Below are 11,818 nucleotides of genomic sequence, written 5' to 3'. Positions count from 1 at the left end.
CATTTTTTGCGCAGCCATTAGAGTGCAATTCTACGCAGAATGCAAACGGGATAGTGCGCAGGCCATTGTACGCGCAAGGTCAGGCAAGGGGCGCCAATCCGCTGAGGATCTCCCTGACGAGGTCTGCCTGGCCTTGTGTGCCGGTCTTGGCGTAGATCCGCTTGGAGTAGTTGCGGGCAGTCTCGTCGGTCAGGCGCAGGGTGCGGCCGGCGTCGATGATGGTCTCGCCCCGGCTGAGCTTTTCGGCAAGCGCGGCCTCGCGGTCGGACAGGCCGTGGATGCCGCGCAAGACCTGTGCGCCTGCCCGCTCGTCCTCGCGGTGGCCGGTGCGCAGGGTGCCGATTGCCGTGGGCAAGGCGCGGGGCTCGGGCAGGGCGAGGTCCGCCTTGCGCAGGAGCAGGTGCAAGTCGCGTGACGGGTCGAGCAGGAGGACGTTGCCGCCGTCGGAGCGGCCTTCGGCAATGGCGGCGCAAGCCTGTTCGAGCGCGGACGAGACGGATGGCAGCAACTGGAGACGCCGACCGGCGCGCGGTTCGGGCGTGGTGGTGAAGGACAGGAGCTGTTCGGCCACCGGGTCAGCCGCCATGACTCGTCCGCCAGCGTCGAACGCCATCTGGCCCACGCCAAGCCGCGCCAGCGCCGATTGCGCCATGGCGGTCTGCAGGCGCTGCTGGGTGAGCGCGGCGAGCGTGCGCAGGGCGGCGGCAAGGTGCGGGCCGATGGCGGCGAGGGTGGACACGGCACCCGAGGAGAAGTCCTCGCGTTCGCGCACCAGCAGGAGCCAGGCATCGGCCGCGCCGCCAGCGGTGACGCGCAGCCAGCGGCCATAGCGAATGCCCATTTCGGCCAGCGCTCCGCGCTGGAAGGCGAGGCGCTCCGGGTTGTCGAAATCGAGCATCTCGTCGATGCCATAGACGCGGCCCGGGCGGAGCTGGCCGTAGGGGTGGAGGCCGAGGCTGTCGAGGCGGCGGAAATCGAGCGGGGGCTCGTTGACCGCGCGCGGGGCCGAGACGTGGATCACGGTCGGCTCCTGCGTCGGCATCGCGCTGGCAAGAGTGATGATCAGGAAGGCGCGGCGGGCATATGTGCGCGCGACGAGATTGCGCATGAACGCGCCCCACGGCGGCGTTTCGTGCACGCCTTCGACCAGAGGCAGGAACAGCTCCTGCTGGTCACTGTGATTGAACGCCACCTTTTCCTCCCATATGGGAGCTTTGGTTTAGGGGCAGAGCGGTGAATTGCAAGCCGAGCCTGAGGGGACCAAAATGACCGATGCCGTTATGACCGATGCAGAACTTGCCGCCCACCTGGCGGACGTTGCGGGCAAGCTGCTGATCACGGTGCGCGACAGCGGGATGATGAGCCTTAAGGCGCTGGGCAAGGCGGGCGATGCGACGGCCAACCAGTTCCTCGTCCATGCCCTGCGGGAACAGCGGCCCGAAGACGGGCTGCTGTCCGAAGAGGAAAAGGACAATCTCGACCGCCTCCAGTTCTCGCGTACGTGGATCGTCGATCCGGTCGACGGGACGCGCGAATATGGCGAGGCACGGGTCGACTGGGCGGTGCATGTGGGCCTTGCGATCGATGGCGTTGCTACGGTTGGCGCGGTCGCGCTGCCGGGCGCTGGCGTTGTGCTGCGCACCGATCAGCCGCGAGTCGTTCCGCCAGCGCCGGAAACGCTGCGCATGGTGATCAGTCGCACCCGTCCGGCGCGCGAGGCCGTGGCCGTGGCCGAGGCGATCGGGGCAGAGCTGGTCCCGATGGGCAGCGCCGGGGCCAAGGCCATGGCGGTGATCCTTGGCGATGCCGACATCTATCTCCATTCGGGCGGGCAGTTCGAATGGGATTCCTGCGCGCCGGTCGCCGTGGCGCTGGCACACGGGCTGCACTGCAGCCGCATCGACGGCAGTCCGCTGGTCTATAATCAGGCTGATACCTACATGCCGGACCTGCTGATCTGCCGGAAGGAACATGCCGAAATGGTGCTTTCCCGGATCGCTGTTTTGCCTGCCTAGGCCTGAACGCCGATTGCCAGCGGCCATGATCGCGGGCAGGTAAGTCCCTTGCTTTCAGGGGGTTTGCGTGGGCAGAAGATACGCTTCGGTCATCATGGGTTTGCTTGCCACAACGGCACCCGCGCTTGCCGGGGAAGCCGTGCTCTATGGTCCCGCGCCGAAGTGGGCCGAGGTGCGCGACGCGGCCAAGATCGATACAGCGTCCAACACGGCGCTGGCCCTGCTCGATGTGCAGGAGCGCATCGAGGGTGAGACGCTGACGGTCTATGTTGACTCGGCCTACAAGCTCGCCAGTCCCGAATCGCTGACGCAGGGCGGCACCAGCACGGCGGCGTGGATGCCCGACAAGGGCGACCTTACGGTCCACCGTGTCGAGATCCTGCGCGCAGGCAAGGTGATCGACGTGATCAAGGGCGGCGCGCGCTATCAGGTGCTGCGGCGCGAGACCGGGCTTGAACGTCGGCAGATCGACGGGCAGCTGACCGCGACGCTGGCCATTCCGGGGCTGCAAGTGGGCGACGTGCTGCGCATCGCCTACAGCCAGACCACGCGCGACAAGGCGCTGCAGGGCAAGGTGCAGATCGACACGCCGCTGCTGACGCTGCCTGTGGAAGCAGGCTTTGCCCGGACGACGGTTTCCTGGCCCGAGGGCGCAGGCGTCAAGTGGCAGGCGGGGCCTGCCGTCGGCACGGTGAGCGAGACGGTGAAGAATGGGTGGCACACGGTGAGCGTGGCGCTGCCACTGCCCAAGCGCGAGGACATGCCAGCGGGCGTGCCTTCACGCTTCACGCGCGGGCCGACGATCGAGGCGACCAACTTTGCCAGCTGGGAAGAAGTCTCGCGCGTATTCGCGCCGCTCTATGCCACGAAGGATGCCATTCCGGCGGGCAGCCAGCTGGCGGTGGAAGTGGCGAAGATCGCCGCTGTAAGCCCGGACCCGCTGACCCGCGCCGCGCTCGCCACTCGGCTGGTGCAGGATCAGGTCAGCTACCTGATGAACGGCATGTCGGGCGGAAACTACGTGCCGCAGGCGCCTGCCGAGACATGGACTTCGCGCTTTGGCGATTGCAAGGCCAAGTCGCTGCTGCTGCTTTCGTTGCTCGAAGCGCTGGGGATCAAGGCGGAGGTCGTGGCGGTCAATAGCCAGACCGGGGATGCGGTGCCGGATTCGCTGCCGATGCCCGCGGCCTTCGATCATGTGATCGTGCGGGCCGAGATCGGCGGCGTGACTTATTGGCTCGACGGGACGGCTACGGGCACACGCCTTGCCACCATCGGCGATACGCCGCCGTTCCGCCATGCCCTGCCGATTCGGGCGGAAGGGTCTGGCCTGATCGCCATTGCGCCGCGCGTGCCGGAAGTGCCGATGGTGGTGGTCAAGATGGTGATCGACCAGCGCGCCGGGGTGGACATTCCGGCGCTGGTCACGGCGACGACGACGCTTTCGGGAATGCTGGGGAGCAACCTGGGTGCGGCGCTCGGGCAGGCCAGTGCCGAGCAGAAGAAGCAGATGATCGACGCCTTTGCCGGGTCGATGTTCGGCACGCTTTCAAAGAACGGCGGGCTGGTGACCGACGGCAGCATGACGTTCGATCCGGAGACGGGAACGGCCACTGCTGTTGTCAAAGGCATCGTCACGACCCAGTTCGTCTCCCGCGATGGCACCAAGCGGATGGATATGGGGGCGCTTTCGAGTGCCAACCTCTCGCTCGATTACGACCGCAGCCGCGCGGCGTGGAAGGCGCTGCCGGTCGATCTCGGAGCAGCGCGACGCACGCGCGAGGACGTGGAAGTGCTGCTTCCGGCGGACGAGCCGGGATACAAGCCCGGCGGCAAGGCGGATTACGAGGCGAGCTTTGCCGGGACGACGGTCGTCCGCAAGGGCCTGCTCGACGGCGCGCGGTTCGTGGTGAGCGAGGAGCATTCGGCACTGGGCGGGGAACTGGCTGCGGCGGACATACCGGCCGAGAAAGCCAAGGCGCTGCGGCTGCGCAATACCGTCCCGTTCCTTATCGCTCCGGTGACTGCAGCGCGGGCTTGGCGCTATCAGGCCCCGGCCTACCGTGTGCGGATCGCGCCGGTCGAGGAAGCTTATGCGCTTGCCATCGCCCGCGATCCGGCGGCGGAGCAGGGTACGGCGCTGGTGGCGCGGGCGAGCTTCCGCGCCGGGACCTATGACCTGAAGGGTGCCATTGCCGATTACGACAAGGCCATCACGCTGGGCCCTGATGCCGGCAACCACGTGCGGCGCGGCTATCTCAAGAAGCAGCTGGCGATGACCGAGGCTGCGATTGCCGACCTGCGCGAGGCGTTGAAGCTTTCGCCTTCGATCGATACCGCGCTGCCTCTGGCCGACCTGCTGGGCTTTGCCGGAAAGACCGACGAGGCGCTGGACCTGCTGACCGAGTACGACGACATGGGCGACGAGCATACTTCGGTCGTCCAGATCCGTGCCGATGTGCTGGCGCGTAGCGGCAAGGTGGCCGAGGGCCTCAAGGAAATCGACGGACTGATCGACGAGAAGCCGGGCGATACCTCGTTGCTCAACGCCTCGTGCTGGTACCGGGCGCGGTTCCGCGTGGGCATCGAGGGGATGATGGATGTGTGCAACCAGGCGGTGGAGCGCGCCTCCAACGCTTCTGCCGTGCTCGACAGCCGGGCGATGGCATGGATCGCGAAGGGCAATCTGGCCAATGCATTGGTCGATGCCGAGGCCGCGCTCAAGCTTTCGCCTGGGCAGGTCTCGACCCAGTACGTTCGGGCATGGGTGGCCAATGGTCTCGGCAAGCCCGAGGCCAAGGCTGACCTTGCCTATTTCCGCAAGGTCATGCCCGGGCTGGTCGAGGAATATGCGCGCTACGGATTGAAGTAGCGCGCGGCCTTCGCCGTCACTCGTCCCAGTGGATGAGGTGGCTGATGTCGGTCCGTTCGTGCGGCTTGCGTCCGGTGGTGGCGAGGCGCTGGACGGTGGGCTTGCCCTTCATCTCGCTGAACTTGCGCAGGACTTCGATCACGCGGTCGTAATAGGTGGATTCGATCTTCCAGACCCCGCCTTCGCGGCGATAGGCGTCGGTATAGATCGCGGTGCCGAAAGTGTGGGCGTCCTTCTCGAGGTCGATGAACACGTCCTGCAGATACCACAGGCCGGTGGCGCTGTTGTCGCCGGTCACGTTGATCTCGGGCATGATGCCGATGTGCATGGCAAGCGCGCCCGAATGGAAAGAGTTCGACAGGAACTCGACCATGGCATCGCGGCCCGAGAGCGAGACCTTGTAGGTGCCGCCGTTGTAGGTGCAGGCAATGTCCTGTGTGAACAGCGCGGGCAGGGCGGCGAAATCGCCGGTGTCGATGGCGCGGAAGTAGCGGTGCTTGAGCACCTTGATCTCTTCCATGTCGGAGAGCTGCTGAAGCGTATAAGGCATTGCGGGATCAGGCTTTCTGTTCTTGCGCGTAGAGCATCTCGGCACGGGCCTTGAGCGCGCGGCCGGTATCGTCGAATGCGCGCTTTACCCAGGGGCCGGCAAAGCGGAAGACGTGGATGCCGTTTACACCAAGGAAGGCATCGGTGGAGAAATAGCGGCAGGAGGCATCGCCCGTCGGTTCGATCACCTGATCGCGGCGGGCGGGGTAGGGCCAGGCCGGATCGTTGGGCAAGTCCCAAGAGATCTGGCGCTCCGGCACGATGGAACTGATGAATTCGCAGTTGGGGAACAGCGTGCCCGGCACCGCATAGTTGATCAGCGTCATCACCACCGCGTGGCCGAGTTCGATCTTGCCTTCGGCACGGATGCAAAAGGGGTTCCATGCGCTGTAGTTCGGAAGATCGGTGAGGATCGACCAGACCACGCGGGCAGGCGCGGCGATCTCGAAGACTTCGCTTTCGGTAACCGCATCGGGATCGAAGCCCTCGACCGGGTCTTCCGTCAGTGACTTGGCGGTCTTCATCCATTCAAGTTGCATGGACTTTCTCCTCAGGCTGCGACCCAGTCGCCGCCGTTGACGTCGAGCATCGCGCCGGTGATTTCGGACGCGTAGTCCGAAAGCAGGAACAGCACGGCCTTGGCGCAGTCCTTGTCGGGAGGAATGTGGCCGACCGGGATTTCCGAACCGCGCTGACGGAGGAAGGCTTCCCCTGCTTCCTTGCCGAGGCTGTCGGCATAGCCCTGCAGCGGGGCCCCCATCATCCAGCCCATAAGCGTGGTGTTCACGCGGATGCCGGTGCCGCCAAACTCGACCGCAAGGTGGCGGGTCATGTGGTTGAGCGCGCCCTTGGCCATGCCGTAACCGCCTTCGCCGGGCATCGGCTTGCGGGTGCAGAGCGTGGAGATGTTGACGATGGAACCTGCACCCTGCGCCTTCATCGCCGGATAGACCGCCATCGACATGCGCAGCGCCCCGGCGGCGTTGACGTCATAGGCGCGCAGGACCTGTTCGATGTCGTGCTCGATCAGGGGCGCCCAATCGGGGTGGTAATAGGCCGAATTGACCAGACCATCGATGCGGCCCCACTTGTCTAGCGCGGCCTTGGCTGCGGCCTGGCACTGGTCCATCTGCGTCACGTCGAGCGGGACGGCGATGGCCTCGCCGCCTGCCGCCACGATCTCGTGTGCAACGTCCTCGATGGCCTGCTTGGAGCGGGCGGTGACGACGACCTTTGCGCCTTCCTTCGCCGCACCCCGGCAGGCGGCCTGACCCATGCCCGGCCCTGCGCCGGTGACGATGACGACTTTGTCCTTGAGGATCATTGCTTCTCTCCCGGGTTGGGCGGGGGCGTTCTTGCCCTCTCGCCGGATGTTCTTTTCAGGTCAGGCTTGTGCTTTGAGCATGTCGAGCGCGACGTCGACGATCATGTCCTCCTGTCCGCCGACCATCTTGCGGCGGCCGAGTTCGACGAGGATCGTGCGGGTATCGAGGCCGTAGGTCTCGGCGGCCTTTTCGGCGTGGCGCAGGAAGCTGGAATAGACCCCGGCGTAACCGAGCGCGAGCGTCTCGCGGTCGACGCGGACCGGGCGGTCCTGCAAGGGGCGGACGAAGTCTTCGGCGGCGTCCATCAGCATCATCACGTCGCAGCCATGGTTCCAGCCCTTGCGGTCTGCGGCTGCGATCAAGACTTCGAGCGGGGCGTTGCCTGCGCCTGCGCCCATGCCGGTAAGGCTGGCGTCGATGCGCACCGCACCGCACTGCGCGGCAACGATGGAATTGGCCACGCCCAATGCGAGGTTGTGGTGCGCGTGCATGCCGCGCTGGGTTTCGGGCTTTAACACGCGGTCATAGGCTTCGAAGCGGGCGCGCACGCCGTCCATGTCGAGCGCGCCGCCGCTGTCGGTGACATAGACGCACTGCGCGCCGTAGCTTTCCATCAGGAGAGCCTGTTGCGCCAGCGCGTCAGGCTCGATCATGTGGCTCATCATCAGGAAGCCCGAGACGTCCATGCCAAGATCGCGGGCGATGCCGATGTGCTGCTTCGAAACGTCTGCCTCGGTGCAATGCGTGGCGACGCGGACTGAGCGGACGCCGATGTCATAGGCGCGGCGCAGTTCCTCGACCGTGCCCACGCCGGGCAGGATCAGCGTGGTCAGCACGCACTTGTCGAGCACGTCGGCCACGGCCTCGAGCCATTCCCAGTCGGTGTGCGCGCCGAAGCCGTAGTTGAAGCTGGCGCCCGAGAGGCCGTCGCCATGGGCGACCTCGATGGCGTCGACGCCGGACTTCTCGATGGCCGAGGCAATCGCGCGGACGTGGTCGATCCCGTACATGTGCTTGATGGCGTGCATGCCGTCACGCAGCGTCACGTCCTGGATGTAGAGCTTGTCGCCGCGTTCGACGTTGAAGGTGGAAGTCATTGTCCGTTCTCCTTCAGGCGGCTGCAGCGGCCATGCGGCGCGCGGCGAGCAGTTCGCCGGTGGCCTTGGCGGCGGCGGTCATGATGTCGAGGTTGCCGGAGTAGGGCGGCAGGTAATCGCCGGCGCCTTCGACTTCGAGCATGATCATCGACTTGATGCCGCTGAACTCGCCCTGGCCCGGGATCTTGAGCCGGTTGTTGTCGCCGAAGCGTTCGAACTGGACTTCCTGCTTGAGGCGGTAGCCGGGGACGTACTTCTGCACTTCGGCGACCATGTCCTTGACGGACTGGCGGATGGCGTCCTCGTCGCCGCCTTCGGACAGGGTGAACACGGTATCGCGCATGATCATCGGCGGCTCGGCGGGGTTGAGGATGATGATCGCCTTGCCGCGCGTCGCGCCGCCGACCTGCTCGATGGCGCGGGCGGTGGTGCGGGTGAACTCGTCGATGTTGGCGCGCGTGCCGGGGCCGGCCGAGCGCGAGGAGACGGACGCGACGATCTCGGCGTAGTGAACCTTGGCTACGCGGCTGACGGCGGCGACCATCGGGATCGTCGCCTGTCCGCCGCAGGTCACCATGTTGACGTTGGAGGCGCCGAGGTTGGCTTCCATGTTGACCGGGGGCACGATGAACGGCCCGATCGCGGCAGGGGTCAGGTCGACCACCTGGATGCCATCGGCGCGCAGGGCCTCGTCATGGACCTTGTGGGCATAGGCGCTGGTTGCGTCGAAGGCGATGCCGATGTCCTTGTAGAGCGGGTGGGCGCGCAGGCCTTCGAGGCCCTCGTGCGTGGTGGCGATGCCGTGGGCGCGCGCCATGGCAAGGCCCTCGGACTTCTCGTCGATGCCGACGACGATGGCCAGCTCCATGTTCTGTGGGTACTTGATCATCTTCATCATCAGGTCGGTGCCGATATTGCCCGAGCCAATGATCGCGGCCTTCACGCGTGCCATCCGGAGTTCCTTAAACGAAGTTGGCAACGCAGGTGCCCAAGGGGCCTGCCGCGTTGCTGAGAGTCATTTCGAAGCGATCACCCTTCACCGCGGGTGCGAGCGGGACGAGCGAACCCGACAGGATCACGTCGCCCGCATCGAGCGTCACGCCATAGGCGCCGAGCGTGTTCGCAAGCCAAGCCACTGCCTGCGCCGGATCGCCCTGCACCGCATGGCCATAGCCTTCGGACAGCGGCTCGCCGTTCCTGGTGACGGCGACGTGCAGGTTGGGGAGATCAAGGCCTGCCGGATCGAGCCGTTCCTTGCCGATCACATAGACGCCGCATGATGCGTTGTCCGAGACGGTATCGACGATCTTGATCTTCCAGTCGTCGATGCGGCTGTCGACGATCTCGAAGCAGGGAGCGATGCTTTGCGTGGCGGCGAGAACGTCGGCGGCGGTGACGCCGGGACCGTTAAGGCTGCTCTTGAGGATGAAGGCAATCTCGGCCTCGGCGCGCGGGGCAATCAGGGCCTTGGCGTCGATATCGATGTCGCCCTCAACATGCATCCAGTCGGTCAGGAAGCCGAAGTCGGGCTGGTGGACGCCGAGCATGTCCTGCACGGCCTTGCTGGTCACGCCGATCTTCTTGCCGACGACCTTCTCGCCATCGGCCACCCGGCGCGACAGGAAATCGAGGTTGATCGCATAGGCATCGTCGAGCGTCAGCGAGGGGTCCTGCTCGATCAGCGGGGCAATGGTCTTGCGGGCGCGGAGCGCTTCGTAAAGCGCCGCGCCGAAATGCTGGATCTTATCGGCGGGCATTGAGAAACTCGATGGCATAGGCGTTGAATTCTGCAGCGCGTTCGACCTGGACCCAGTGGCCGGTGCGGCCGAAGGTGATCGCACGCACGTCAGGGCAATGGTCGAGGAACAGGCGCGAGTGCGCCTCGGGGCAGAACTCGTCGTTGAGGCCCCAGAGCACGAAGACCGGCTGGGTGATCTCGGGCAGACGCGGCGACAGGTCGGGCGTGCGCATGCGGACCAGCACATCCTTGGGCTGGGTGCGGGCGACGGCGAAGCGTTCTTCCACCAGCGCGTCGGGAATCTTGCTCGCGAAATCCGGGTGGACGAGGTTGGAGACGAGGCGCTTCTGTTCGGCAAGGTTGAAGTCCGGTCCGCCGAAGCTGGAGACCATCTTGGTGATGCCGGGCATGACGAAATAGGCCTCGCGCTCGGCCACGCAGCCAGGGGCCATCAGGACGAGATTGCGGGTGAAGCCGGGGTGATCCAGCGTCATCAGCAGGGCAATGCCGCCGCCCAGCGAATTGCCGACGAGGCTCGCGCTGGTCACACCGTGGGCTACGAGCGCTTCGTACACTGTGTCGGTGAACAACTGGAGGGTGTAGTCCAGCCCCTCGGGCTTGGAAGAGCCGCCGTAGCCGATCAGGTCGGGCAGGATCACGCGGTATCCGGCATCGACGAAGGCATCGATGTTCTGGCGGAAGTTGGACGCGCCCGAAGCGCCGGGGCCGCTGCCGTGGAGGAACACGACGGCAGGCGCGGATGCGTCGCCCGCTTCGGCAATGACGATGTCGTAACCGCCGGAGACGCGGTAGGTTGCGTGGGTCAGGTCAGCCAAGGAGCGCTCCGATCAAAGGAAGGTGAAAGTGGGCGCTTCGCCCAGCATCGCACCGACGACGTCGAGCGTGCGATTGGCCGGATCGTTGGCGACATGGGCGCGGCCGGCGTTGAGGTCTAGCCAAGGCTGGATGATCGCGCTCGAGGTGTAGATCGCGCGGCCGCCCAAAAGCTTGACCATGTCGTCGACAAGATCGGCCATGCGGCGCACGACCGTGGCCGAATTGTAGGCGAACAGCGTGCGCTTCTCCATCGGGATCGGGTTGCCCGCTTCGGCCAGGGCCATCAGTTCCTCGAAGGTCAGGCGCAGGGTCTGCTCCATCTCGGTCACTTCGGCCTGCGCGCGGGCGATGGCGGCAAGGAGGAAGGGATCGTTCTTGGATGCCTTGCCGGTGTTGGTCGAGATGCGGCTCTGGGCGATGTCCATCGCGGCGGAAATGGCCGCGCGCGCACCGCCGAAAGCGGCGGTCGAGACAGAGCGCATGAACACCTGCGCCCATGGCAGGGTATAGAGCGGGCCGGTGTTGGTCTCCTGCCCGGGGTTGGTGCACAGGAACCCGTCGATTGAACGGTGGGTGCGGTGCTCGGGCACGAAGACATCATCGACGATCACGTCATGGCTGCCGGTGCCCTGGAGGCCGAAGACGTGCCAGCTATCGGTATCGATGGTGTAGTCGGCGCGCGGCAGCAGGAACGCGCGCATGTCGGGCGCGCCGCCCGCCTCGCGCGGCGGGACCATCGCGCCAAGCACGACCCACTGGCAGTGAACCGAACCGGTCGAGAAACCCCAACGGCCCGAGAGGCGATAGCCGCCTTCGACCGGGGTAACCTTGCCGACGGGCTGGTAGGACGAGGAGACGAGAGTGGAAGTGTCCTTGCCCCAGACTTCGACCTGCGCCTCTTCATGGAACAGGGCGATCTCGTAAGGGTGGCAACCGACGACGCCGTACATCCAGCCGGTGGACATGCAGCCTTCGGCCAGAGCCTTCTGCACGTCGTAGAACACGTTGGGGTGCATCTCGTACCCAGCCCAGCGCCTGGGCTGCAGGATGCGGAAGAAGCCTGCTTCCTGCATTTCGGCAATCGACTCTGCGGGGACGTCGCGCCCGGCGACGCAGGCCCTGGCGCGCCCGCGCAAGGTCGGGATCATCGCCCTTGCGCGGGCGACGAGTTCTTCACCCGTTGGAATCGCATCCGTCTGCGAAAGTGCGACAGCGCTGGCCATGTTCCCCAACTCTCCCAAATCCCTTTCACCGCACGGCGACTCGTTTTCCGGCTGACGTGCAGTGTATTCGTAATTCAAGATGTCATCAGATACGCAAATCGTCAATACGAAAGCCAATGTGCTTTCGATATTCGCGAATTTCGTCGGCGCACAGCGTTGCGC

Annotated in this window: 11 protein-coding genes; 2 read left to right on the top strand and 9 right to left on the bottom strand. The window is 65.6% G+C overall.

Translation table 11 applies throughout. From position 1 onward, the window contains the following. Positions 1-79: 79 nt before the first annotated feature. Positions 80-1,192: a helix-turn-helix transcriptional regulator gene (locus ACZ1JW_RS17760; protein ID WP_465142989.1), complete on the bottom strand. Its 1,113-nt coding sequence runs from the start codon at positions 1,190-1,192 to the stop codon at positions 80-82. Between the two features lie 73 nt (positions 1,193-1,265). Between ACZ1JW_RS17760 and ACZ1JW_RS17755 the strand changes: the two genes are divergently transcribed. Next, positions 1,266-2,015, top strand: coding sequence for a 3'(2'),5'-bisphosphate nucleotidase CysQ (locus tag ACZ1JW_RS17755; RefSeq protein WP_465126619.1), 750 nt, complete (start codon positions 1,266-1,268; stop codon positions 2,013-2,015). Positions 2,016-2,109: 94 nt separating this feature from the next. Then, positions 2,110-4,887, top strand: coding sequence for a DUF3857 domain-containing protein (locus tag ACZ1JW_RS17750; protein ID WP_465142988.1), 2,778 nt, complete (start codon positions 2,110-2,112; stop codon positions 4,885-4,887). Between the two features lie 16 nt (positions 4,888-4,903). Here the strand turns inward: ACZ1JW_RS17750 and ACZ1JW_RS17745 are convergent, their stop codons facing one another. Genes ACZ1JW_RS17745 through ACZ1JW_RS17710 form a run of 8 tightly spaced genes read right to left on the bottom strand, consistent with a single transcriptional unit; the run spans position 4,904 to position 11,656 of the window. Beyond that, a complete protein-coding gene (locus ACZ1JW_RS17745; protein ID WP_465126617.1) occupies positions 4,904-5,437 on the bottom strand; it encodes a nuclear transport factor 2 family protein in 534 nt (177 codons plus the stop codon). 7 nt (positions 5,438-5,444) lie between these two features. Beyond that, positions 5,445-5,975 carry an SRPBCC domain-containing protein gene (locus tag ACZ1JW_RS17740; RefSeq protein ID WP_465142987.1) on the bottom strand — a complete coding sequence of 177 codons (531 nt, stop codon included), beginning with the start codon at positions 5,973-5,975 and terminating at the stop codon, positions 5,445-5,447. Between the two features lie 11 nt (positions 5,976-5,986). Continuing rightward, the gene (locus ACZ1JW_RS17735; RefSeq protein ID WP_465142986.1) at positions 5,987-6,760 is read right to left on the bottom strand and encodes an SDR family oxidoreductase; all 774 of its coding nucleotides are present in this window, start codon (positions 6,758-6,760) and stop codon (positions 5,987-5,989) included. A 60-nt stretch (positions 6,761-6,820) separates the two neighbouring features. Then, positions 6,821-7,858, bottom strand: a complete 1,038-nt coding sequence (gene dmpG / locus ACZ1JW_RS17730; protein ID WP_465142985.1) for a 4-hydroxy-2-oxovalerate aldolase — start codon at positions 7,856-7,858, stop codon at positions 6,821-6,823. A gap of 13 nt (positions 7,859-7,871) precedes the next feature. Continuing rightward, a complete protein-coding gene (locus ACZ1JW_RS17725; RefSeq protein ID WP_465142984.1) occupies positions 7,872-8,810 on the bottom strand; it encodes an acetaldehyde dehydrogenase (acetylating) in 939 nt (312 codons plus the stop codon). Positions 8,811-8,820: 10 nt separating this feature from the next. Next, on the bottom strand, positions 8,821-9,615 hold the full coding sequence (locus tag ACZ1JW_RS17720) for a fumarylacetoacetate hydrolase family protein (RefSeq protein WP_465142983.1): 795 nt from the start codon (positions 9,613-9,615) through the stop codon (positions 8,821-8,823). Beyond that, positions 9,602-10,432, bottom strand: a complete 831-nt coding sequence (locus tag ACZ1JW_RS17715) for an alpha/beta fold hydrolase (protein ID WP_465126611.1) — start codon at positions 10,430-10,432, stop codon at positions 9,602-9,604. Before ACZ1JW_RS17715 ends, ACZ1JW_RS17720 begins: the two co-directional genes overlap by 14 nt. A 12-nt stretch (positions 10,433-10,444) precedes the next feature. Beyond that, positions 10,445-11,656 (bottom strand): acyl-CoA dehydrogenase family protein, encoded by a 1,212-nt coding sequence (locus ACZ1JW_RS17710; RefSeq protein WP_465142982.1) that lies wholly within the window; start codon positions 11,654-11,656, stop codon positions 10,445-10,447. Positions 11,657-11,818: the final 162 nt, after the last annotated feature.

This window comes from Novosphingobium sp. BL-A-28-Hi1-0D (assembly GCF_055521755.1).
This window is presented reverse-complemented; position numbering and strand designations above follow the sequence as displayed.

Excerpts from the sequence above, each read along its gene's own strand:
- ACZ1JW_RS17745 (WP_465126617.1), bottom strand. The coding sequence starts at position 5,437 with ATGCCTTATACGCTTCAGCAGCTCTCCGACATGGAAGAGATCAAGGTG.
- ACZ1JW_RS17755 (WP_465126619.1), top strand. The coding sequence starts at position 1,266 with ATGACCGATGCCGTTATGACCGATGCAGAACTTGCCGCCCACCTGGCG.
- ACZ1JW_RS17720 (WP_465142983.1), bottom strand. The coding sequence starts at position 9,615 with ATGCCCGCCGATAAGATCCAGCATTTCGGCGCGGCGCTTTACGAAGCG.
- ACZ1JW_RS17725 (WP_465142984.1), bottom strand. The coding sequence starts at position 8,810 with ATGGCACGCGTGAAGGCCGCGATCATTGGCTCGGGCAATATCGGCACC.
- dmpG (WP_465142985.1), bottom strand. The coding sequence starts at position 7,858 with ATGACTTCCACCTTCAACGTCGAACGCGGCGACAAGCTCTACATCCAG.
- ACZ1JW_RS17710 (WP_465142982.1), bottom strand. The coding sequence starts at position 11,656 with ATGGCCAGCGCTGTCGCACTTTCGCAGACGGATGCGATTCCAACGGGT.
- ACZ1JW_RS17750 (WP_465142988.1), top strand. The coding sequence starts at position 2,110 with ATGGGTTTGCTTGCCACAACGGCACCCGCGCTTGCCGGGGAAGCCGTG.
- ACZ1JW_RS17740 (WP_465142987.1), bottom strand. The coding sequence starts at position 5,975 with ATGCAACTTGAATGGATGAAGACCGCCAAGTCACTGACGGAAGACCCG.
- ACZ1JW_RS17735 (WP_465142986.1), bottom strand. The coding sequence starts at position 6,760 with ATGATCCTCAAGGACAAAGTCGTCATCGTCACCGGCGCAGGGCCGGGC.